Here is a 24,412-nt window from a genome sequence, read left to right on the forward strand (position 1 = left end):
TTCATTGAATTGTTTATTGAATTGTTCATTGAATTGCTCGGTAAACAGATAAACGCTTCTATGAAGGTCAATTACCTATCTCTTAAGAAGCGTGCTAACGGTAGAAAAGCAGAATCTCGGACACAGTCTGCAACAAGCCTTGCAATTTCCATTCCACCGTGCCTAGAGAAATGGGTATTATCAGCAGCGCCACTTGGCAGCGTCGGATAAGCACCTGGCTCAGCCCACAGGAAGATCTCCTTCGTTCCTTCTTCGCCAGATGCTTCAAACAGCTGCTTGCTCTTTGCTGCCAAATCAAGCAACGTTACCCCTTCATCAGCTGCCAGCTTTCTCATTGCTTCGCTATATTGTCCATGGGTATCCTGAATTTCTCCCCGCTCATCGAATACTCTTCTATGCATTGGCGTTACTAGCAGGGGGACAGCCCCGCAGCTCCTTGCACTGTTAATATATTCACGTAAGAATTGCTGGTACGAAGAGTACGGCTCCGTACCACCATCATTATCCTTCTCATCGTTATGAGCAAACTGGATAATCACATAATCAGAGGAACGCAGCCGACTCTGTACTTTTAGATAACGATCTTGTTCCATAAAGCTTTTCGAGCTTGCTCCCGAGCGTGCATAGTTAACTACTGCAATATCAGCAGTAAAAAACTGTCCGATCCCTTGCCCCCAGCCTGTGTACGGATATTTGCCAGCTGGCTGATCGGTGACAGTCGAGTCTCCAATCAAAAACATCGTACGAATGGATGCATCCCTATTAATCGCAATGGAACGAACAGATGGCGATTGTCCAGCAAAAGCTAGCTTCAGCTGTCCATCATCCACGTGAACAGCGAACTCTTCTTCAAGAAACTGCCCAGGCAAGGTTTGAATCCGATCGAGCATCAGACTGCCAATACTAGTCAATACCGTCGTTTCAGTGGACTTCTCTTGATCACCAAAGCATATGGAAACCCGATAATTGCCATAAGGCACGTCGACCAATAGCGTAGGAACAGCCGGCTGTACATATTCACCAGGTAAAGAAATCCGTAAGTCTTCATTGGTGGACAAGCTTGTAGCTTGCTTGAAGCCATAGCCTCTATCCATACTGTAGCAATCGGTATACTGAATGGATACGAAGTCTGCAGATTCCTCTTCCGCTGCAAACACAAATTTATGCTGAACTTTCATGCTTGCCCCCCCTTGGCCGCATCAAGCCTATATTTTGCTGACTAGCTCTTTATTTTGAAGCAAAGCCGCTAGGTAAGCTAACGTAAGCCCTTGGCCCCAGCCTTGCACTCTTTTCTTAGAAATGATCTTGTAATCATCAACGGTATACATCACTGCCGTTCCTGCTGATACATTTCGAACGGAGCCATCCTCATCTATATTGGCGAGGATGCCCTTATAAGCGCTTGCCATAGCGTTCTGATGCATCGGATGTCCATTAATGACCATTGCTGCTGCAATTCCTGCTGAAGCGGATGTTTCCTCGTAAGAGGTCTCGTCATTCAATACTGTGCGCCATAACCCGTCCGAAGTCTGTAATCTCACCAGTGCACTTAGCTGATCTCCGAGCGATCCACCGATTTGCATCCACATCGGCATAAATGGGTTCAGCATCTTATATGCTTGTGCCATCGTATAAGCAGCCCATGCATTGGCTCTTCCCCAATAGATGCCGGATAAATGGCTTTGCTTCACATTGTCCCAAGCATGATAGAAAAGATTCGTCTTCATATCCTGTAAATATTCCTCGTGCCAATAAAATTGCTTTAGTGCATCATCAATGTATTCTTGTTTGTCCAGCTTAAAGCCTAGGCGCAGAAGGAAATAAGCTGCCATAAATAATGTGTCTGCCCATGCCTGCTCCGGAAAGTCATTTTTCGACGATACGGTATGCTGAAACACACCATCACCAAAGCGGATTGCATCATTTCTTAAGTATTCAGCCTTCATTAATGCCAGCTCCAAATACTTGGAGTCTCCCGTCGCTTCATGCACCGTAATCATCGTATGGCCCATCGCACAGGCATTGACCATCATTGGCGGCAGCCCTAATTCTAAATATTCATCCACCCATTTCACTAGAAAATCAATGTATTCCTGATTGCCCGTTACTTCCCACGCCTTACAAATTCCGTAGTAGGCTACTCCACAGGACCAGTTCCAAGTAAAATCCATATTCATCGTTCGTTGAACAACTCTTTCGATTGCATCCTTCACTTCAGCTTCATCGCATTCAAATTTACGCATCATTTCGCCCCCTATATTAAAAGCTCATTCGATACACATGTGCTTAATACTGTAATGAATCCATATTAAACAATCGACTATTTTTATTGCTCAATTCCGTAAAAACTATTATTTTTTGCCTTCAGCACACCTCCAGTATCGTTGGTCATTCATGTTCAACCTTACATTAATACAATATCGAATGGCGTCCAATAGTATTTTTTTGCACAGCTCTTGCGTATCGGATGGTACTTTTTTAATGCTGTATCACTTTTTTGCACATTCCTTTCAACAAAAGCAATATGCGTTGTGTTTAGCGTCATTAGAGCAGTTAGTTAAAAACAGGTATTGCAAAAAAAGCGGGCTGCTATTAAGCAACAATTGTTACTTAATAGCAGCCCGCAGGACAATGCTGTATTCGTTATCATGTAGCTGTCAGCTTAACAAGACACCGTAGTATCCTCGCTGTTGGTTCAGGAATCGCTAATATCCACTAATGCGTTCCAGATACGTCAAGCGTAACTTCACTAACATTCTTCTTATATGTGGAGTTATCTATTCTTTCCTTAAGCTTTTCATAGAACATGTCTTCATCAAGTGGAAGCTCTACCCAGCTATCAGTCCATGCAGACAAATGCATCGCATTGGAGATCGTTAAACCCTTAATCCCTTCTATTCCAGGAGCAATTAGCTCCTTGCCATGTAAAATTGCGTCAACCCAGTTATTCATAATTCCGATGTGCTGACTATTATCTCCTGGAGTTGGAATTTCACATTTCCAACACTCAGGGCTGCCAAAACCACCTTTATACTCTCTATTAAACTCTCTTTCCGAAACGCGCAGTCTCCAAAACGTAAGCTTGTCATCCTCAATCACGACTTTCCCACGATCACCGCTAACCTCTAGTCTATTCGTGCCTGGTGCTTCTCCGGTCGTTGTTACGAACAAACCTGTTGCCCCGTTATCATACTCGACATAAGCAGTCACATCGTCTTCCACTTCGATATCATGATATTTACCAAAGGACATGAAAGCGCGTACCTTTTTAGGCATACCGCACATCCATTGCCACAAATCCAGCTGATGCGGATCTTGATTAAGCAGCACTCCGCCGCCTTCTCCAGACCAGGTAGCCCGCCATCCTCCTGCATCATAGTAGCTTTGCGGACGATACCAGTTCGTAATAATCCAAATCGATCTTTTCAGCTCACCAAGCTCACCTGAATCGATCAGATCCTTAAGCTTTTGATAAACTGGGTTCGTTCGTTGGTTGTACATAATGGCGAATACTTTATCGCTTTGCGACGCGACCTCATTCATCTCTCTTACAGCCTTCGTATATACGCCCGCCGGTTTTTCGATCAATGTATGATAACCGTGCTCTAATGCTTGAATTGCTAGTGCTGGATGATCATAATGAGGCGTAGCAATTAAGACAGCGTCAAACGCTTTAGACTGAAAAAATGCATCCACGTCATCAAAACGCTTCACGTTATCACCGAAGCTTTGACGTGCCCACTCCAATCGATCCGAATTAGTGTCACATACCGCAGTCAACTCAGCATGAGGAACCTTTCCTGCCACAATATGGTTGGCATGACTTGATCCCATACCTCCAATGCCTATAATCCCTATACGAACGTTTTCCACAGTTAATCCCCCTTACTCGTTCTCAATTTTCGTTACTAGCTTTTTCAATGCCTGCACAGCAATCGCGAAGCTTCTTGCTCCACCCTCTGGAAGATCATAGCCAGGTGAATTCGGCTCAAGCTCAGCGAAGCCTGCAAAATTACCTAGATGTGGCTCTAGTGATAGAAACCCTTCATAGCCACGAAGTGACAATTGCTGAAGAATTTCTTCTACACAGCCATCGCCTTCCCCTGCAGGTACAACGTGATGGTCACTGTACACCGCATCCTTAATATGTACATACTCGATATAATCCTTTAGTAATTCATAGCCGTCTGGATAATTTTTCACATCGCACTGCACAAAATTTGCAAAGTCAAATATCGCTTTAACGTAATCAGAATTCATGCTTGTTATCAGGTCCAAGCATCTCTCGGGGGTATCGCCGTATATCCCTTTTTCATTCTCATGTAGAAGGGTCACTCCACTTCCTTCTGCGGCTTCTACAAACTGTTTCCAGCGATAGATGACTTCATCCCGATAAATGTCCGGGCTGTCTCCCTCTGGTATAAAGAAGCTAAACATCCTTATATACTTACATTCCATAATTTTTGCAATCTCTAGTGTATGCTTAAACAGCTCCAGGTGAGGCTCAAAATTATCCTTTATGCCGATCTTGCCTAGCGGTGAACCAACAGCGGAAAGCTTAAAGCCTCTCGCATCAAGACGATTTTTAATTTCTCTCACTTCATCCAAGGTGTAATGAACAAGATTTTTACCGTCTACTCCTCTCATCTCAATAAACTTAATACGATGCTGATCTAGAACATCCATCTGCGTGTTTAAATTAGAATCGATTTCATCTGCAAAGGCCGATAGAATAAATTTGCTCATAGGTTGCCATCCTCTCTCACTAGTGATTCTAGTTTCTTCCTTAAGTAATTAAAATTGTATAGCAACTAGAGCTTTTATTCATTGGGTTTATTGCTTAATACATTGCAAATATTGCTGATTTCGTGTTGCTGCACGATGGGACATGCCTTAAACTGAAAGAGGGGGGTGGCGGCTATGGATAAACAAATTCAGCGTTTTATTAGTAACCATTTTTTATTAGTTCATTCGGTAACAGACATTCCAACTGATGTGACAACACATGTACATGATTGCTATGAGTTGTTTTATTTTATTGCTGGGGATCTTACGTATTATATTGAAGGGCAGGCATATGAGCTCCGGCCTCATGATATGATTATTACCAATTCAAGAGAGCTGCACAGAATTGTATTTAATTCTGAATGTCGCTATGAACGCAAGTTCATTCACTTTAAACCAGAATACATCTCCTCCTTTCAGACAGGTGAATATAATTTACTTTCACATATTGAAAACAGGAAGCTAGGTTATTTTAATAGAATTACTGCTGAAGATGTCCATCAATATAAGATTGATGAATTGTGGAGGCAACTAGAAACCGCTGCTCAAGATTCGTCCCCAGAAAACAACACCCTAATGAAAGCTATTTTCGTACAGATGCTTGTTACGATGAATAAAGTTTTCGCAAAATATGATCGTTCACTTGGAGAGCGTCAAAAAAGCCATAAATACGATCATAAAATAGTAGAGATTCTAGATTATATTAATAAAAACTTAGATGAAAAAATAACACTGAATGTCCTGCAGCAAAGGTTTTATGTGAACAAGTATTATTTATGCCACATCTTTAAATTGAATACTGGTTTTACCGTAAACGAGTATATAACCTATAAAAAGATTATGAAGGCCTCAGAGCTACTTATGACAGGATTGACCGCATTAGACGCGGCTCATGCCGTTGGCTATAGTGATTACTCTACCTTCTACAAAGCATTTAAAGGCATTACAGGCTATTCTCCTAAGCAATATTTTAGAAAATAAGGACCGGAATCTTTTTTCAGTCCTTTCATTATTAATTTATCTCTATCGTTGAGGAGGTGTCGATGTTTTTGTCCTTCTGTGTTCGATATTTTGCAGGAGTAATGCCATAGTTGCGTTTAAATAACCGCACAAAATAGTTAAGCTCCATCCCTACCATTGTCGCTACTTCACCTACAGATAACTCGACTTCTCCCTCTAGTAGCTGAGCACCCTTCAATAATCTAAGACGCTGGAGATATTGCTTAGGGTTTATTCCGTAGACTTCCTTAAACTTACGTTGAAAATGCTGCTTGGAATAGCCTACCGTATAAGCAATATTAGCTAAGCTTAAGTCTTCCATATAGTGCTGCTCCATATATTGAACAGAAGCACGGAGCAGATCCTTTGCCCCACTGCTGCTTCGGTACGGCTTCTGCGTCTTCTCTTTACCGTTGATCGTAGCGATATAGGTTAATGTACTATAAATTTTTATAGAAGCAGACCGATTAGCATCTTCTTCCTCCTGCTCATTCATATGCCACAGCTGCTGGATGTCTTGCTCTAATTGTTGAAGCTCATGTTCATTTACTGCTATTGGCTTTAATAACGGAAGCTGGAGTGCACTAATGATGGATTCCACATAGCTCCCCTCAATTCCCATATAACCTAATATCCAAGGCTCTACCTCTGATGGACCATAATCATGAGCAACCTTACTTGGTACTAACAATAGTTCTCCCTGTTTCATCTTCAGATAAGGTATGCCTTCAAAGTGAAAGGTTCCTGAGCCAGAAAAACAAATCATGCATTGAAATGTTGGATAGCCAATCGGTCTATGTATGATGTGCTGGGGATGCAGGCCACAGCTATACAATGATAACGGTAATTCAAGTTCACCCTTATGATGAAATAGTCTAAATGGTAGCATGTCTACCTCCTAATATAGCTCGTATAATACAGCTCCTAGTCATAGTCATCCTCAAGCCCTATTATAGACGATCACGATTGTAGTGAGCACCCATCAATAGTTCGCATGGACTTATCATTTACATCGTAACTTTCATCAATATATCCATTTTGTGCTACTTTTTCATTATGAATTACTAACGGTTAAGTCATCTCTTAAGCTACAATGGCTTCAATATTAACGCCAAGAGAGGAGATATCTGTATGTATACATTCAAGAACTTTAAGCAGCCGGAGATATTAGAGCATCATTTGAAGCTTGGAGGAGAGAATCCCGAGGGAGATCGCATAGATGTAACAAGCTTATATTTTACCCGAAACGGCAAGCCATGGGTGCCAATTATGGGGGAATTTCATTTCTCAAGGTATAACAGAGAACATTGGTATGAGGAACTGTGCAAGATGAAGGCAGGTGGTATTACCCTTGTATCGACCTACATCTTCTGGATCTATCATGAAGAAATTGAAGGTGAATTCGACTTCTCAGGCGACAATGATCTGCGTGCTTTTATATTGGAGTGTAAGAGAGCAGGACTCGAGGTCGTTATTCGAATTGGCCCGTGGGCACATGGTGAGTGCAGGAATGGAGGATTCCCTGATTGGCTACTTAAAAAGCCCTTCAAGCTGCGAGATAATAATGCTGGTTATCTTGAATTGGTGCGTATGTTGTACAGGAAAATTTCAGAGCAGGTGCAGGGGCTTTTGTACAAGGATGGTGGGAATATCATTGCTGTCCAATTAGAGAATGAATTAACACACGACGCTGAGCATTTGCTCAAATTAAAGGAGATTGCAATCGAATGTGGTATCATTGCTCCTTTATATACAGTAACGGGCTGGAATGCTGCTGCAGGAGCTAAAATTCCTGTGGATGATGTTGTTCCAGTGTTTGGCGGGTACTGTGATGCACCTTGGGAGGAACACTTGAATCAGCTGCCTCCATCTCCACATTACTTTTTTACTGGCATGCGTAATGACACTGGCATTGGGGCTGATCTCCTTCCTCAAGAGAAAAAAAGCGATGATGGCTGGCAGCTGCCCTATGAGAGATATCCATTTGCAACGTGCGAGCTAGGCGGTGGAATGCAAGTAACGCATCATCGCAGACCGCTTGTTCGAGGGATGGATATCTATGCAATATCGCTTGTAAAGCTAGGTGATGGTAACAATCTCGTTGGCTACTATATGTATCATGGTGGAACGAACAAGCTTGGACAGCTATCGACTCTTCAGGAATCGAAGGCTACAGGCTATCCAAATGATTACCCTATTCTCTCCTATGATTTTCAGACGGCAATCTCGGAGTATGGCGAGATACGAGAGCAATATAGGCTTTTAAACCTGCTGCATTTATTTGTACAAGACTTCGGGGAAAACTTGGCACCACTGGTCAGAGTAGAGGCTCAGCATACGGTTACACGAGATGATACGAATTCATTACGTTATGTTATGCGTACAGACGGCAAGCGAGGGTTTGTATTTGTGAATCATTATCAGAGGCTTACAACGCTTGAAGATATCCGAGACGTAGTCATCGATACTGGCACCGTCACATTTCCAACAATTGATATTTGTGGAGATGTAAGCTTCTTTATGCCTTTTAACATGAATCTGTCAGGCGTTAATTTGAAATATGCGACCGCACAGCCGCTATGCAGAATAGGAAATAACTATTTCTTTGCTCAAGTACCAGGCATTCCAGCCACTTATCAATTCGATAATGGAGATAATTTTGTACGACAACCTGGGATTCAGTCCTCGTTTACTGTCGATGGAATTCGTATTGTAACACTGACATGGGAGCAAGCTAAATATTTGCGCAAGCTAGATGGTCAGATCTATCTAGGCGATGGCTGTGATCTGTACAGCGCAAACAATACTATACTCTCAGTTGAAGATGGTGATTACAACTATCACTACTGGAATGGCGAAAGCTTTGAGCTTAAATCGATACATCAGCCTTATACAGCGCCAATTGTTTCCTTCTCTACTATCGATGCGCCACCATTTGAGCCAACACATGTAGATTACATGCATATCGGAGGCAAAAGAAAGATTACGTGGCAAATGATTAACGTTAAGGGTAGTCAGGGGTTGATCGATATTGATTACTATGGTGACACCGCGCAGCTTTATGCAGATGGACAATTCGTTGCAGATAGCTTCTATTACGGAGAGGTGTGGAAGGTTCCAGCAAGACTACTCGATGGCAAGGATTGCTATCTTGCAGTATCGGACATTAGAGATGATTTCTATAGAGAGTTTTAACCATAGGCAAACAGAGCAGCTCAGATGCGCTGCTCTATTTGTCTGTGGAGGGGAATTTCTAAATATATAGGTTTCTGTATTCAGTTGGTGTAATGCCTTCATGTTCTCGAAACCGTTTAATGAAATAGCTGCTACTTGGATATCCACATGACTCTGCAATCACACTAATTGACTTCTCCTTCGCCTCAAGCAGCATTTGCTTAGCTAAACGCAGTCGACAGAGCGTAACAAATTCCATCGGTGTACGCTGCGTTACCTTGCGAAAGTTGCGACAGAAATAGGAAGTACTCATCCCTGCTTTCTTGGCCCAGTTGTCCAGCTCGAAGGGCTCCTGAGCTACTTCCTGTATAAGTGGAAGCAATTCCATAATCCTTTCAGTAGCATTATTTCCTCTTCTTACTCCTAATGGCTCAGCGTAGAGAACAAATTCAGCAAGCAAGCCATAGGTCAGCATCGATATTCTAGCAGATTCTAGTCCGCCACTTTCCTTGGTTTCATTCAATAATATCTCGAATAGTTGTTGCAGCGACTCCCATTGGCGTAATGTATATAGCGGAAAATGCGCAAAACCTCGATCTATAAAATACTCACTGACCAGAGTGCCATAAAAATGTATCCAATATACCTCCCATGGCTCCTCCTCACTAGAGTAATATCGTTGCGCTTGTCCTGGAAAATAGAGAAAGACATCTCCTGCATGAAGTGGATATACTCGTCCATCTACTTCGGCATAGCCTTTTCCACTAGAAACCAAATGAAAATTAAACATGGTCAGTTCACCTGTCTGACGATCAACCATATGATTGGGATTCAAATGATAATGACCAATCGAATCTGGAAAACAAAAAAATTGCCCTTTATCTACTGCAGGCAAAAAAACATGTCTACTCATACTTCTTCTCCTTATTGTTCAAAATCGTTATATCGATATCATAATAATGTTATATTCAAGGCACATTATATTGTATATAATAGCAATATTCTAGCATAGAAACGATTACTGCATGAACTAAATAGATTTCAACTTTAAGGAGGTTTGTCATCTAATGACTAGTACAAATCTAATGCAATCTATCGGTATTGATGGTGTACGAAAACCTATCACTAAGTTAGTACTCGGCTCGATGATGTTGAATATCGAACGACAGGAATACTCTGAAGAGCTGTTGGATTGCTATGTAGAACGAGGCGGTAATACGATCGATACAGCTAAGGTATATGGTCCAGGCAGTGCAAAAGCGATTGGACAGTGGATCAGTAAGCGTAACAATCGTGAAGGAATTGTTCTGATTGGAAAGGGCGCCCATCCCGATGCAAATGGCCCGCGAGTTAACAAGGCGGAGATTGAACGCGATATTGAAGAAACCTTTGAATGGATGCAGACAGATTATGTTGATGTTTACATGCTTCACCGTGATGATCCTCAGAAATCAGTCGGCTACATCCTTGAAATACTTAATGAACAGCTGGAAGCTGGAAAATGCCATGCACTCGGTGTATCGAACTGGACGACAGCTCGAATCGAGGAAGCCAACCAATATGCAGAAAGTCATGGCTTGAGAGGCTTTGTTTGTAACAGTCCTAACCTTAGTCTAGCGAAGCCGAATGAGCCAAGATGGGAAGGCTGTATTTCTGCTAATGAAGTCTATGTAGATTGGCATGAACGTACACAATTACCTCTCTTATCTTGGTCCTCTCAAGCTGGTGGTTTTTTCACAGGGCGTTATTCCCCCAGCTACAAGGATGACCTTGAGGCAGTACGTGTCTATTACAATGATGAAAATTGGGAACGTTATAGCAGAGCTTCAGAGCTGGCAGCTGAGAAAGGAAGAAGCACGAATGATATTGCACTTTCATTCGTGCTGCATCAGCCATTCCCAACATGCGCCATCATAGGACCGAACAATACCACCGAGCTAACTTCCAGCCTAGAAGCGCTTCATGTGTCACTTACTCCAAGTGAGGTAAGCTGGCTTGATTTAAAACAGGATACGCGTGAATAAGCAGTCTAGCTTTTGATGCGAGCAGCCTTAATGCTACATTCTCTAATCTAATTATGATTTACTAACCGAAATCGTCTATCATCCCGTGATAGACGATTCCTTTCTCGATAAAAAAGCCCCCAAGTCCTTAATCATATCTTACGACATGATTAAGACTTGATGGCTTCTTAACGTTTAGCGTCAATTAGTTGAAAGACATCTATTTACTTATATGCGCAGTTATTTGCTTTGCTTGACTTTACTTGCCTTTTTGCTTTTCTTTTGCATCCTTCTTTTTTGAGTCCACATCGCGCCGGCGATCTCGGATAATAGTATCGCAGCGATAACAATCGCAATGAAAAATCCCCAATGCAGTCCCGGAATACTTATATATAAAATAACTCCGCCTGATATAAACAGTGCCTTTAATAGCTTTGCCAGCTGTCTACCTTCCGCATGATAGGTTCTAGCCATTGTTATCCCCCTTAATATCGATTATTGAATCTAATATTCGACATTAATGGAAATTAGTCCTTTATCTATATCGCTTATGGAATATTTATCTTGCCTGTGTTGTACCACAACGCTTGATTTAGTGATGATTTATGAATATCAACGAGTACATTATGCTCGGCATTGTAATCTACACTTGGTGTTGACGATGCCCCAGAATCCCATACATAATTGTTCATCCAAGCAATATTTGGCCATTGAAGCTCACCAATATTGTACCAAATCAGTCCCGTGTTTTCACTCGTGTGGAGCTCGATTACCTTATTGTTGCCTATAAATGCAACCGTAGGGTCTATACCATCCTGACCGTTCATGTCTCCACTTACATGCCATGAAATTTGCCCACTAGCATCCCAAGTTCCTGTAGTATAGTTTAATTGACCGCTGTTACGGTACACTACAATCAATTTATCATCCTTCAGTGTCACATCTGGGCGTTCACCACTTTGGTTGTTCACCGTTCCCTTATTGATCCATGTAATGCTGTAATTCGATGGATCAATATGTCCGGCATGATAATGCAATGCTCCACCATTAGAATAAACGAGAACTATTTTGTCGCCATTCATTGCTATATGCGGCCATGAGCCTTCTGTATGCTGACCACCACCAGCAATTCTTTCATTCGTAAGCCATGTAATCGTAGAGTTTGCTTCCAATCTACCGATATTTGCCCATAAGCCTGAGCCTGTTCCATCGGTCTGATTAACTTGAACGACCACATATTGACCGTTTATGTTCGAAACGTCACTGTCAGGCTGAATACCATTCTTATTACTGCCAGCAGGATTAATTCTTTCATTTGTTGTCCATTGAATATATCCATCATCTTGAACACTGCCTACGGAATACCACAAATTGTTGTTAAACAAACCTTCCGCCTTATGCACTTCAACGACCCTTTTATCATCGGTAATCGAAATTGAAGCATTTACGCCATTCTGCGTTCCTCCTTGTTTTTCCACTCGATGATTGTAATCACGCAGTGGCACTAAAAAGCGATCATAAATGCCGGTAATCGACTGATACGAATCCGTAGATACAAAGTGATTCGTCCCTAACTTATGATTCACATAAGCAAACTGCGTCCATCTTTGTGCTGCTTCTCCATCTCCATTTGGAAATTTATAATGCCAAGCACCCTCGTTTCCGTTTAGACTGTAGAAACGCAACGTATATCCCTTTTGTGAAGCCATTGTTAGCATCGCCTCTAAACGTTGCTCTTCCTCTTGGGACCAGTTTCCAGGCATCAGCAGATCAAAACCGCTCTCAATATGCTTCCAATGAACGGCGTAAAAACGATGATAAACATCCGCTTCATTCGGGAAATAATCTGCAACATTTCCATATCTGCTGTCAGTAATGCTATAAACTTCATCCTTAAATGCAAGCAGTTTGCCTGTCGTGCTAGATATGTAATCAAAATAAGCATTTTTCATCTCTTCAGCACCAGATAAAACCACAGTAATCGCACCGTTAGAGAAGCTGCTTGCATCACCTATATAGCCATAGCTCATCAGCTGCCCATAATGCTCAAAGATCGCCTGTACAGAGCTAGACACAGCTTCATAATTTGGATTGTTTGCTGTTTTCATATCAATATTAATAATGAAGCTCTTCCCATCACCATGTACACTGCCACCATTACGATTAATTTGAGCGGCTACATCCTCAAAATATTTATAAAGATCTCTAGTATTCGGCCAAGCTGCGGCATCATGCTTCACATACAGCTTCACTTTATCCTGTAAGTAATCAGGATATTGTGAGCCTGAATAAACGCTATGATTCGTATCCACCATAATATCTAGCTCGACATTGTAAAACTTTAAGTTCAGCGCATCAAGAAACTTCTGGTCTGGATCACTCTCATTATACGTATCATGAAAAGCTTTGTATGGATTGGCATTAATCAATCCTGAGCTTGCTGTCACACTTGTCGGGATGAACGATATTAACAATACCGTGCTTAGTACAACCGTTAACCATTTTACTGTCCATGCATACTGTCTGTTCACCATCACCACTCCTTATGATAGAAACTGTTACTTGCGCTCTCTGCGTACCCAAAAATTGAAGATGTCATTTCTTAAATAATCGTAGGAATACAGCACCTCTTTATTCTGTTCATCATAATGTAGCTGCTTCATCAATATAACGGGTGTTTCCTCTTCTTTTTCGACCTGTAATCTTGCCACATATTTATCTTTTTTTAGAGGAACCACGAGCTCCGTATCGGCTCTAGCAATATGAATCTTGCACCTGTTTTCAAGAAAACTGAATAGAGAGCCCGAAAAGTCTTCAGCTTCAAAAGCATCCCCTACTAGCTCCTTAGGCATCATATTAATAGAGTAAGCTACCGCTTCCCCGTCGGCATAGCGAATACGTTCCAGCTTTACAACCGTTGAGCCCTCGGCAATACTCAGCGCTGTTGCCCATTCCTTTGTGCACTGCACCTCCCCAACCATTTCTTTATTTTCTGCTTCTGTTAAACCAGCCAGCTTAATCATTGTGCCCGTGCTTTGAAGCAGTTCGAGCCTGCTTGGAATCATTGGAAGCGGCTTAATAACAAAGGTACCTACTCCATGCTTAACGAGTAGCTTTCCTTCCTGCTCTAGCAGCTTAATTGCTGCACGCAATGTTTCACGACTGACGTTAAAATACTTGGCAAGCTCATATTCCGAAGGCAGCTTTTGCCCTACCTTCCAGAAGCTGTTGTCGATCATTTTTTCGATTTCCTGCTTAATATTTTGATAGCTAATCAATATGCTTGACCCCAATTCTCCAGTAAACTTATAGCTTTAACAGTACTGCAAAGCTCGATATTACGTAAAACTCAATTGTGCCTAGCTATGCTCTAACTCTAGTAAACTGCTATGCAAAACGTCCATCATTCGCTCATTACTGCAAATGACTAAGGAATGCTCCTCTACTTTTGTTCGTAGCAGCCGCCCTCCTGCTTCTTCAGCGATCAACGCGCCCGCACATAGATCCCATTCATTTAGATTGAATTCCCAATATCCATCAAAGAACGAAGCTGCAACAAAGCATAAATCTAGTGCTGCACTGCCCGTACGCCGAATGCCAGCTACCTTACTTATCATCCGGTTAAAGTAGGCGAGATTATATTGCTCTTCGCTACCTGCTCCTGGGAATCCCGTAGCCAATAAGCCATGCCCGAGCTCACTCGTTTTTGATACTAGAATTCGCTTGCCATTCAGATAAGCGCCCTGACCCTTAATTGCATAGAACTTCATCGCAAGCAAAGGAGCATAGACTAATCCCACTTTAGTGATTCCATTAATCTGCAAAGCAATAGAAATCGAGTACACTGGAAAACCATGAATAAAATTAGTAGTCCCGTCAATTGGATCAATGACCCATTGAAAATCACTATGACCTTCAAGCAGGCCTTGTTCTTCAGTTAGGATGCTGTGTTCAGGATATTTGTCCCGAATGCCTTGGACTAATATCTCCTCTGACTTTAAGTCTGCATTAGTTACAAAATCTGTATCATATGCTTTAGTTAATACGTGAAGCTGCTTATGCTGCAGCACAGAGCGCTGAAACTCGGCAACCTGTTCCACCCATACTTCTATGTTTTTCAAAACATCATTTAGATTTAAGCTTTCATTATTCATCTAATTAGATCCAATCTCCAATCATTTATATCGATTCGTATGATGCGATGAGTAGATGCTTCGGCTTCCGTATAATACACCTCAGCTTGTGAATGTTCACGAATGAAAGCTTCAAATTCCGGCTGAGGAAGCTGATACGTTCCTTCATCATCCGCGCTAACCACAACCATTTGTGGAGATAGACTCTTCAATAAACGCTGAGATATACAGCCCGCATCGCCATGATGCGGTGCTTGCAGCAAACGGACTCGTCCAATCTCCCCTTCGTACGGCTCCCAAAAATCAAGACCAACATCCGAGGTGAGCAGCGCTGCTGATTCACCATTGTAGCGAATTAGCACAGCTAAAGCTGTCTCATTGAGCAAGCGATCAATATGACTCAAGCGCTGCTGCTGCTGATCGAGCTGGGCCATATCTAGCTTATCCAGCTCATCACATAGCAACTGCAGCTTGCCTTGATCTGGTGTAAGCAGCGAAAAGGACACACCTCGCTCATTGAACGTATGCCGCTCCTTTATCAGTCGCATCGGAATACCCAGCCTATTCGCTTTGGTAAGCAGCATCTTATACAGCGACAGCGATGCCAGCATAGGAGTAGAGTGATCATCAAGATCGCTTTGCATAATATGAATCGGAAGCATGACATGAAAAAGCATTTGCTCAATCGGCAGCTTTCCAAGCATAGCCAGCACCCCACCAATATGATCCTTATGAAAATGAGTCAAAATCAACACGTCTATTTTCTCTATTGCATGCTCCCTCACATACTGTTCTAGGCTGCACCTGCGTGAATTTTTTAGCGAATCTACATCACCGCCATCGACAACAAGACAAGAGCTTTGCTCCCCATCAATAATTCGTATCACCGTCGCTTCGCCAAAGCCGACATTCAAAAAATCAATGACGCATTTCATTCTGGCTTCCTCCGAGCGAACGTTTAATGTATATTACTGAAAACAATAGCACGAGCCCGACCATAATGATGGAGGCTGCTGCTCCATACCCTATTTGCAAATTGTATACGCCATGTCTGTAAATATACTGTGTGATTGTTGTCGTAGAATTGGCTGGACCTCCGCCTGTTAATATATTGACCTTATCGAACAGCCTAAACGTATCAATCGTACGAAGTAGTATAACTAATAACAGAGTCGGCATAATATTCGGCAATGTAATATGAGTGAATATGCGCAGCTTGCCCGCTCCATCCACTTTAGCCGCTTCATACTGCGAGCGTGGAACTGCTTGCAGCCCTGCATATAAAAGTAGAAATGCAAATGGCGTCCACTGCCAAATATCAATAAATAAAATCGCATTAAAGGCTATACGGATATCCATCAAAAAGTTAAACGGTCCCGCACCAAACCAAGCCAGAATATGGTTAATAATTCCATTATGATTACTAAGCATCATCTGCCAGATCAACGCCACCGTTACCGGTGGCAGAAGAGCTGGAATGAGCAGCGATACTCGCAAAAGCTTAGCACCTTTTTTAAGGCTTTCGATGAGAACAGCTATCGCTAAGCCTAGAGCTGTTTCAATCGTCACAGCCAAGAGCATAAACTTAAGGGTATTCCAGACAGCCTTACGAAAAACTTCATCCTGAACTGCTTTAATATAGTTATTTAAGCCAACAAACTGCTTTGCTTCACTAGCAAGATAATAATAGTCAGTAAAGCTATTCGAGATCGTATATACGACGGGAAATACAGTTAATCCGATCAGCAGCAATATGACAGGAGCCAGCATTGTCCATTGAAATCGCCGTTTACTATGCAAGCTTATTTCACTCCTTCATCATTCGCATATACATTTATTGCATAATTTCATTAACCGCTTTATTAGCATCGGACAACGCCGCCTCGATGGATTTGGTACCTGCAATAGCTGCGGATAGCTCCACACCAAGCGCTTCTTCTACGCGAGACCATTTTGCTGTTCTCGGTCGGGCAACGGAGTTTTGCAATGCTTCAAGCATAATTGGGAAATGCTTATACTTAGAAGCTAGCTCGCTATCTAGATAAACACTTTTTCTCGTTGGAACACCGCCATGCTCTACCAGCTTTTTCTGTGTGTCGCTGCTAGTAATGAAGGTCAGGAAGTTAGCAGCTAGCTCCTTGTTTTGTGAATTCGCTGTTACACCCATCATCCAGTTGCCAATCATCCCCGTCGAAGCTGCTGCTCCATTAGCTGTTGCCTTAGAGGGAATTGGCGCATAATCTGCACTTGCTGTCTCTCCCGCAATAAACCACGACGGCCATCCCAATGCCATCGTTGCACGTCCTTCTGAGACAGAGCTAACAATATCTGTTGTTTCATAGTTAGCCCCGACCGCCGCTAGCTGGATGTACGTATCTAAAGCTTGTTGACCCGCCTCAGAATCGATCTGTGCATTCCATTGCTCGTCGAATACCTGTCCACCATATGCCCAGAAAATTGGCAAGAAATCAGAAACGATCGGATTGCCTTGCTGGCCGCGGATTACATAACCGATTAGATTATCTTCTTCATGTGCCTTATTCGCGATATGTAGCACCTCTTCCCAGCTTTGCGGAACTTCAGCATTATAGTTATCTAGCAGCTGCTTATTATAGAAGAACAATTGAACGTTACCTGAGAATGGTAGAGCATACAGATCTCCCGTCTGATATGGATGCTTACCAAGTGCTAATGAGGATTCCTCAAAATCAGCATCTTCCTCCACCCCAAGCTCTGTAAGGTTAGCGAAAATCCCTGCTTCACTTAGCTCAGGCATCCAAGGATCATCAGCCATGATTAAGTCATATGCTCCATTTTTATTTTTAGCGTCAAGTGATATTTTTTGCTTTAGGTCAGCTGATTCTAACCCAATTATTTCAACCTTCACATTATGCTTTTGCTCGAATTCAGCTTTTACTGCTTCCATAGCCGTTACATGAGAGCCACCTCTCGCTGCAATAACAAGCTTGTCCTCACTCTTTGCCTGACAGCCTGCAACTATAGAAGCTGCCATCATTAAACTTAAAGTTATAGCTAATCGTTTCCTCACTTCTTATATCCTCCCTCAGATTTTCATCCTTTTTTTGTTTCTTTCTATGTGTAAAAAAGTTACTCTTGCTGAATAAGTACACTATTCTTTTACTGCTCCTGCTGTTAATCCATTCATGAGATGCTTCTGCATAAACACCGCCGTTAATAGCACTGGAATGACTGATACCAAACCTCCGCTAGCTACCTTGCCCCACTCCGTCAATTCCTGCTCACTGTTCAGCGTCGCCAGCTTCAATGGAATTGTAAAATCACCTGGACTTTGAATAAAAATGACGCTGTACAAATATTCATTCCAAGACGCCATAAAGGATAGAATCGTAACTGCTGCTATCCCTGGCAGTACAAGCGGCAAAATCACTTTGCTGTAGATAACGAATTCAGAAGCACCATCCATTCTTGCACTTTCCTCGATCTCTTCCGGTACGCTATAGAAAAACGCCATCATAAACCAGATGACTAATGGCAAATTGACGAGTACATGAGCGAGTATGATTGGAAGCTTCGTACTCAGCAATCCAGCGTCGTTCATCATAATGTAAAGCGGTAATGCGAATGTAATGGGTGGGAGTACTCTTACAAGCAATATCCAAACCAACAAAGTATTTTTGTAGGCAATTCTAAACGTTCTGCGACCGAGCACATATGCACTCGACAAGCCAAACACCAGCACAATTAACAGAGAAGTAACAGTTATTGTAAAGCTGTTAGCAAGCGGCAGCATATAGTTGTCCTTCGTAAATATATCGATGACATGCTCCAAGGTTAAGGAGCTCGGCAGAATGGACACTTTTGAAAATATATCTCGCTGAGTTGCAATAACTAGCATCCAGTAAACAGGAAACAGTGTACATAGGACTACTGCTGTTAGTACGACGTATTTTGGGCTCGCCTTTAACCAGTTCAAGTTGTTCTCCTTCCTTCTTAATTGTCTAGACGTCTATACAACGAATATAATCAGCATGTGTTATCACTGTGTTATCCTCATATTAAGCATTGGTTAAGATCCAATTTTGCGAAAATGGAAATAAAAAAGACCATTCAATCGAATGGTCCATTTCTAGCATTGTATTTACTTAAGTGAATTTCAATTAACTTTAACCAGCTGCCACTGCTGATTCAGATTACCACGATATAGATTTTGTTGAATAAGTGCCCCGTCAGAAGTCGATGAATTAGATACCTCTACGGCTTTGTTGCTATTTATGTTAATTATGCTCCAGTAGCCATTGCTAAGCTTTATAATTCGGAAGCGTTGGGCTGTATTCGAGAAGTCCTGCATGAGCTGAATCGCTTCCCCATTATTTTTCGTACCATTACGTACATCCATCACTTTACCGTCCGATGAGCTTACACTGCGTAAGCGATAAACGTTAGTTGAAGTGCCCATATCCGTAATGACCCATTGCTGTGCCGTCGTGTTTAGATCTGTATATTGCTGTAGCTGTAGGTTATTCGTGTTTTGTCCACCTGGCACATCGATGACTTTGCCTGATTGACGGTTAACCAGCTTGTAGGTTGAACCAGAGGACAAGCCATTCCATATCCCATTCCAAGGGTTCATCTGTGCTCGTTCATAATACCACTCGAAAATAAATCGTGCCATCCCATCTCGAGCCGTATTCCCGTCATATAATAATCCAGCCGTTGGATCTGCAAAAGAACTTCTAGGTCCTGGCTCTAATAAAAAGCCATTCATATGGACAGCGATACTTACATTACCGGCAGCAGTAAAAATCGCTTTTGTGTTTTTTCCAAAACCTTCATTACTACCGTTAAACAAGCTCCAATAATCAGAATCTCCTGGCAGCGTATTGAACCAGGTTGTTTCCGTAATATTGATGGGATAATGATCTGCACAAGGCTTAATATTGGTATCCCACTGCTGTTGCAGGATAGTATAGTTATTGTTCGCTCCGTATCCTGGATACCAATGTACCGCATAGCCAATATTGTTCAATGGATCTGTAAGTGGATTCGTCGCGCATAGCTGGTAATATTGATCCCAGCCTAGGCCTGCTGCCCATATGACATTATCAGCACCTTTGCTGCGAATAGTAGTAATCATTGAATTCTGAAAATCACGTAAAGCATTCCAAAATGCAGTGAATTGAGGATCGGATGGATGCCCTCCCCAGCGTCCATTCGCATACGAGAGGACAGGCTCATTAACGAGCTCGAACATGACATTATTCGCGCTTTTTATCTCGGGCTGTGAAGCAAGATAGCCCCATATTTCGTTGAACTTATCGAGATTGGCTTGAGTAGTCGCCTCATTGTTAGAAAACGTAAAGTCTAAACCAAGGGTCACATATAGCCCTTTAGTTTCTGCGTATTGAATGTATGGAATAATCACGTTTTGTGTAACGGTCTGTAGACCTGCAAAATTGTACGTTCCTGCAGCAACATCACCCATGTCTTCACGATCAATAAATAGTCTAACTTGATTCGAGTACCAGCCATGATCGTTGCCGTATTTTGGAGAAGTATCCGTAAATGTATCCGTAATTTCTTTTAAGTACTCTAATGTGGCAGCATGACGATTGCCATTGTTTCGGTTCAAATAGTAATTGCTGCTCTGGTATGTCCAATACGATCCCGTTGGTTGATGCCAACCACTCAGCAGTACAGGCTCTCCACTTGCATTCACCAATTGGTTTCCGCTCACATGCAGCTTGGACATTGGCATTCCCTGCCAAGCATAAGCAGGCGAACTGGCTGGTAGCACCATTGCGATTAGTAAGGTAAGCATGACAAGTGTCTTCAATAACCTTTTTTTCTTCTTCACAAATGACCAACTCCCAACAAATTTTTTTGTATTGCAGCCTAATTATGACAGCGCTTACCAAATACAACAATTACCATATTTATATTTAATATCCACATCTTTACTTGTCTCAATTAGAAATACAAAAAAGCCCATCGGATTCATATCCAATGAGCTTTAATGAGTTTGCAAGCAGCTATTTCCACCATTGATCAAACGGTTTTGTGTAGATTGGAACCTAGCCTTTGACTGATCCCATAGTAAGCCCGCCCACAAAGTATTTTTGAAGAGCAAAAAACATTAGTAATAATGGCAACGCACATAAGATACAAGCCGCGAAAAGCACATTCCATTGCGCCGGGTTTTGCTGATCGCCTAGGAAACCTAGCATAGCAACCGGAAGTGGGGCATCCAGTGTTTTCGTAATAAAAACCATATTGAAGAAGTAATCGTTCCAAATCCAGACGCCTTGAGTAATAATAACTGAAACCGTAACCGGTAAAAGTAAAGGAAAAACAATTTTCCAAAAACGCTTCATCAAGCCCGCTCCATCAATGTAAGCCGCTTCTTCAATTTCCTCTGGTACACTACTCCGAACAAATCCGGTGTATAGAAAGGTGGAGAAAGGCAAGCTACATGTAATAAACATTAATATTGGTGTATATTGCCCTAACGGAATTCCTAAGCTCTTAATCATCTGAATAATCGGAATTAGCACCATTTGTCCTGGAACAACAAGTCCTGCTAAAAAGAAAATGTATAAAAACTTACTTGTCCTGCTTCTTATTCTTGCCATTGGGTATGCAGCCATCGCCGCCAATAGGACAACAAACACAACGGAAACCGAGGTGAGCACCATACTGTTCCATAATGCTATTGGAAAATGCATTCTCGTATAAGCAGATATAAAGCTATCAAATGTGAACTCATTGAACCAATTCAGAGGATTCGTCATATTGCGCGGTGAACGCAAAGAGCTTGATAGCACAATAATTAGTGGAACTAAATTAATAAATACTAGAATGAGAAGTAGGAGGTGTGTCCCCAGTTTCCTTATAAGAGACTCGGTTCTCATGCCGATACCTCCTTCTTATTCAATGTCAGTACACAAACAATAGTTATTGCAATAATAATCGCAAAAGAAATAATACCTAGTGCTGATGCTTTTCCGAAAAGCTGATCAGTAAATGCCATCTTGTACATGGCATATATAAGAGTATTCGTTGATATTCCTGGACCACCATTTGTCATAATAAACGGGAAATCAAATGCTTTAAGTCCGTTAATAACGCTAAGTGTTATGTTAATAGTAACCGAGGTTGCAAGCATAGGAAGTGTAATAAAACGAAACAGCTTCCATTTACCAGCTCCGTCAATTTTACCTGCTTCCAGCAGCTCGTGGGGTACCGTTTGCAAGCCTGCTAGAAAGATAATGACACTCGTACCTATGTTTTTCCATATATCTACTGCAATAATTGAATATAGTGCCTTCGAATAACTGCCAAGGAAATTCGTGTCCCAGTTAGTTAATCCAATTTTTGCTAGAAACGACGCGATAAGTCCCTCCTGTGGCATATAAACATAGCTCCAAATAAATCCTACTACGATCGCACTGAACAATGTTGGAATGTAGAAAGCTGAACGGTAAAACCCTTTCGCTCGAATATTAGCATTCAAAAGCAACGCCAGCAAAAGAGCTATAATATTACCAAGAATAACGGTAATAGCTGTATAAACTAGTGTGTTTTTAATGGAGGTTACTAGTACTTCTTCCTGAAAGAGCGTCTTAAAGTTATTGAACCCTACATAATTAAAATTTTGAACATATCCGTTATAATCCGTAACGCTGTATTGAAACAGTTTAAGGATTGGAAATATCCAGAAAATACAATAAAACAGGAGAGCAGGTAGCACAAAAAAATACATTGTCTTTTTCATGACCGCACTATTCATGGATGATTCTTTCCCTTCCCAATCAAATATTAACTTTGGAGCGGTCGTTCCGCTCCAAAGTTAAGCGAACTTATTACTCTTTGTATAGTTCTTTGTATTTGTCCTGCATAGCTTTGGCTACATCTTCGGCCGTTGTATTTTTACCTCCGATAATTTCAGCGAACTTAGATTGCATAACATCGCTTACGCCTGCAGGCCACATTTGATTAGAGAAATAGAATGCATTCCCTGAAGATTGAATCTCACTTAGTACATTTTGAAAAATATCATGTTGCAACTCAACGCCGCTAAATACACTAATAGATGGATTTGATGCAACCCAAGCTTCAAACAATGGAGATTCAGCATCATACAAATATTCGAATACTTGCTTTGCTACATCGAGATTAGCTGATTTGGCATTAAGTGCGTAGCCCGCAGCAGTAGAAGCAGAAGCATACACGGGTTGGTTAGCATCGTTACCAGGAAGTGAGAAGAATCCACGTTCAAATTCAGATGCGCCAGATGCTGTTACGCCAGGCAAATCCCAGGTTCCTGTAAAAATCATCGCTGCTTTTCCGTCTACAAATTGTTGGATGGCTTGAGCGCTCGCCATTCCTAAAGAGCCGCTCACAACATAACCTTTATCGTAAAGTTCTTTGTATTGATTGAGCGTCTTAATCCATTTTTCATCTGTTAGCTCGGTTTCACCAGTTTGCAGCTTATTATCGAATTCTGGATCAGAAGGATATACACTATTAGCTGCAAGTTGATACATACCGAACTGAATAACCCATGGATCTTTATCTCCCATTACGATTGGTGTGATGCCTGCCGCTTTCAGTTTTTCAGAAGCATCAAGGAAGCTAGGCCAATCGGTAGGCACTTCAGTTATACCGGCTTGTTCAAATAAATCCTTATTATAGAATGTTCCAAGAATGTCCATTCCTTTAGCTACTGCATACGGCTTACCGTCATAGCTCATATCATTTTTCGCAGCCTGACTTACACGATCCCAGAAGCTAAGCTCTGACAGATCAGCTGCATAGCCTGCCTTAGCGACTTCTATCGCTCCCATATTAGCGAGCTTCGGGAACACTAAGAAAATATCCGGTCCTTCACCAGCACCAAGCTTTGTTTTAACCGTTGTATAGTACTGCTCATCTGGAAGCTTCTGTACTTCAAGTGTTACGTTTGGAAACTTTTCTCTCACTAATCGTGGTAAAGTTTCCAGCTCAAAATCTTCACCTTCAGCTGCCTTTGCTCCAGAAACCAGCATAGTTAACGTTACAGGTTCATCCGTTGAAGTTGAAGGAGAAGGTGATTCAGTTGAATTATTAGGATTGTTCGTAGCATTGGATGTACCAGAGTTGTTGCTATTAGATGAGCATGCTCCAAGCACTAGCAGTATTGCTACTAATAACATGACTAACGTCTTACGATTCAACACTTTCATTTAATTACCCCCTGTGAAATTGTCATTACGTTTCTACAATTTCAATTCTATAGGGTATAGCGATAATGAGTAAGCGCTTCATTTTTTTGCTTGAGTACCGCATTTTTTGGGTGTA

Annotated in this window: 21 protein-coding genes; 3 read left to right on the forward strand and 18 right to left on the reverse strand. The window is 41.8% G+C overall.

Annotated elements, in window-relative coordinates:
* Positions 1–71: 71 nt before the first annotated feature.
* From NSQ99_RS15860 to NSQ99_RS15875, 4 genes are all read right to left on the reverse strand, one after another.
* Positions 72–1,178 carry a rhamnogalacturonan acetylesterase gene (locus NSQ99_RS15860; RefSeq protein WP_340837737.1) on the reverse strand — a complete coding sequence of 369 codons (1,107 nt, stop codon included), beginning with the start codon at positions 1,176–1,178 and terminating at the stop codon, positions 72–74.
* A gap of 27 nt (positions 1,179–1,205) precedes the next feature.
* On the reverse strand, positions 1,206–2,243 hold the full coding sequence (locus NSQ99_RS15865) for a glycoside hydrolase family 88/105 protein (RefSeq protein ID WP_340838814.1): 1,038 nt from the start codon (positions 2,241–2,243) through the stop codon (positions 1,206–1,208).
* A gap of 472 nt (positions 2,244–2,715) precedes the next feature.
* On the reverse strand, positions 2,716–3,873 hold the full coding sequence (locus tag NSQ99_RS15870; protein WP_340837739.1) for a Gfo/Idh/MocA family protein: 1,158 nt from the start codon (positions 3,871–3,873) through the stop codon (positions 2,716–2,718).
* Positions 3,874–3,885: 12 nt separating this feature from the next.
* Positions 3,886–4,746 (reverse strand): sugar phosphate isomerase/epimerase family protein, encoded by an 861-nt coding sequence (locus tag NSQ99_RS15875; protein WP_340837741.1) that lies wholly within the window; start codon positions 4,744–4,746, stop codon positions 3,886–3,888.
* A 174-nt stretch (positions 4,747–4,920) separates the two neighbouring features.
* Between NSQ99_RS15875 and NSQ99_RS15880 the strand changes: the two genes are divergently transcribed.
* Complete coding sequence (locus NSQ99_RS15880; RefSeq protein WP_340837744.1) at positions 4,921–5,766, forward strand: AraC family transcriptional regulator; 846 nt, start codon at positions 4,921–4,923, stop codon at positions 5,764–5,766.
* Between the two features lie 31 nt (positions 5,767–5,797).
* On the opposite strand, the gene NSQ99_RS15885 is transcribed toward NSQ99_RS15880, so the two are convergent.
* Positions 5,798–6,673 carry an AraC family transcriptional regulator gene (locus NSQ99_RS15885; protein ID WP_340837746.1) on the reverse strand — a complete coding sequence of 292 codons (876 nt, stop codon included), beginning with the start codon at positions 6,671–6,673 and terminating at the stop codon, positions 5,798–5,800.
* Positions 6,674–6,915: 242 nt separating this feature from the next.
* Between NSQ99_RS15885 and NSQ99_RS15890 the strand changes: the two genes are divergently transcribed.
* Positions 6,916–8,979 carry a beta-galactosidase gene (locus NSQ99_RS15890; RefSeq protein ID WP_340837747.1) on the forward strand — a complete coding sequence of 688 codons (2,064 nt, stop codon included), beginning with the start codon at positions 6,916–6,918 and terminating at the stop codon, positions 8,977–8,979.
* 58 nt (positions 8,980–9,037) lie between these two features.
* On the opposite strand, the gene NSQ99_RS15895 is transcribed toward NSQ99_RS15890, so the two are convergent.
* The gene (locus NSQ99_RS15895) at positions 9,038–9,871 is read right to left on the reverse strand and encodes a helix-turn-helix transcriptional regulator (protein ID WP_340837748.1); all 834 of its coding nucleotides are present in this window, start codon (positions 9,869–9,871) and stop codon (positions 9,038–9,040) included.
* Positions 9,872–10,025: 154 nt separating this feature from the next.
* Here NSQ99_RS15895 and NSQ99_RS15900 point away from each other — a divergent pair, with 154 nt between their 5' ends.
* Positions 10,026–10,982: an aldo/keto reductase gene (locus NSQ99_RS15900; RefSeq protein ID WP_340837749.1), complete on the forward strand. Its 957-nt coding sequence runs from the start codon at positions 10,026–10,028 to the stop codon at positions 10,980–10,982.
* A gap of 219 nt (positions 10,983–11,201) precedes the next feature.
* On the opposite strand, the gene NSQ99_RS15905 is transcribed toward NSQ99_RS15900, so the two are convergent.
* The 12 genes from NSQ99_RS15905 to NSQ99_RS15960 all read right to left on the reverse strand — a co-directional run bounded on the left by NSQ99_RS15905 (position 11,202) and on the right by NSQ99_RS15960 (position 24,297).
* Positions 11,202–11,435, reverse strand: a complete 234-nt coding sequence (locus NSQ99_RS15905; protein ID WP_340837750.1) for a hypothetical protein — start codon at positions 11,433–11,435, stop codon at positions 11,202–11,204.
* A 74-nt stretch (positions 11,436–11,509) separates the two neighbouring features.
* Positions 11,510–13,495: a hypothetical protein gene (locus NSQ99_RS15910; RefSeq protein ID WP_340837751.1), complete on the reverse strand. Its 1,986-nt coding sequence runs from the start codon at positions 13,493–13,495 to the stop codon at positions 11,510–11,512.
* A 24-nt stretch (positions 13,496–13,519) separates the two neighbouring features.
* Positions 13,520–14,239, reverse strand: a complete 720-nt coding sequence (locus NSQ99_RS15915; protein ID WP_340837753.1) for a GntR family transcriptional regulator — start codon at positions 14,237–14,239, stop codon at positions 13,520–13,522.
* 81 nt (positions 14,240–14,320) lie between these two features.
* On the reverse strand, positions 14,321–15,115 hold the full coding sequence (locus NSQ99_RS15920; protein WP_340837755.1) for an inositol monophosphatase family protein: 795 nt from the start codon (positions 15,113–15,115) through the stop codon (positions 14,321–14,323).
* A complete protein-coding gene (locus NSQ99_RS15925) occupies positions 15,112–16,029 on the reverse strand; it encodes a ComEC/Rec2 family competence protein (protein WP_340837757.1) in 918 nt (305 codons plus the stop codon). The genes NSQ99_RS15920 and NSQ99_RS15925 overlap by 4 nt, the downstream gene beginning before the upstream one ends.
* Entirely contained in the window at positions 16,013–16,894 is an 882-nt protein-coding gene (locus NSQ99_RS15930) for a carbohydrate ABC transporter permease (RefSeq protein WP_340837759.1), read from the reverse strand. Before NSQ99_RS15930 ends, NSQ99_RS15925 begins: the two co-directional genes overlap by 17 nt.
* A 34-nt stretch (positions 16,895–16,928) precedes the next feature.
* Positions 16,929–18,143, reverse strand: coding sequence for an extracellular solute-binding protein (locus NSQ99_RS15935; protein ID WP_340837761.1), 1,215 nt, complete (start codon positions 18,141–18,143; stop codon positions 16,929–16,931).
* Between the two features lie 81 nt (positions 18,144–18,224).
* Positions 18,225–19,049 carry a carbohydrate ABC transporter permease gene (locus tag NSQ99_RS15940; protein WP_251666278.1) on the reverse strand — a complete coding sequence of 275 codons (825 nt, stop codon included), beginning with the start codon at positions 19,047–19,049 and terminating at the stop codon, positions 18,225–18,227.
* Between the two features lie 180 nt (positions 19,050–19,229).
* The gene (locus NSQ99_RS15945; protein WP_251666279.1) at positions 19,230–20,930 is read right to left on the reverse strand and encodes an RICIN domain-containing protein; all 1,701 of its coding nucleotides are present in this window, start codon (positions 20,928–20,930) and stop codon (positions 19,230–19,232) included.
* Between the two features lie 217 nt (positions 20,931–21,147).
* On the reverse strand, positions 21,148–21,984 hold the full coding sequence (locus NSQ99_RS15950; RefSeq protein ID WP_251666280.1) for a carbohydrate ABC transporter permease: 837 nt from the start codon (positions 21,982–21,984) through the stop codon (positions 21,148–21,150).
* Complete coding sequence (locus tag NSQ99_RS15955) at positions 21,981–22,847, reverse strand: carbohydrate ABC transporter permease (RefSeq protein WP_251666281.1); 867 nt, start codon at positions 22,845–22,847, stop codon at positions 21,981–21,983. Before NSQ99_RS15955 ends, NSQ99_RS15950 begins: the two co-directional genes overlap by 4 nt.
* An 88-nt stretch (positions 22,848–22,935) precedes the next feature.
* Positions 22,936–24,297 carry an ABC transporter substrate-binding protein gene (locus NSQ99_RS15960; RefSeq protein ID WP_251666282.1) on the reverse strand — a complete coding sequence of 454 codons (1,362 nt, stop codon included), beginning with the start codon at positions 24,295–24,297 and terminating at the stop codon, positions 22,936–22,938.
* Between the last annotated feature and the right edge of the window lie 115 nt (positions 24,298–24,412).

Source organism: Paenibacillus sp. FSL W7-1287 (assembly GCF_038004245.1).
GTDB classification, from domain to species: domain Bacteria; phylum Bacillota; class Bacilli; order Paenibacillales; family Paenibacillaceae; genus Pristimantibacillus; species Pristimantibacillus camelliae.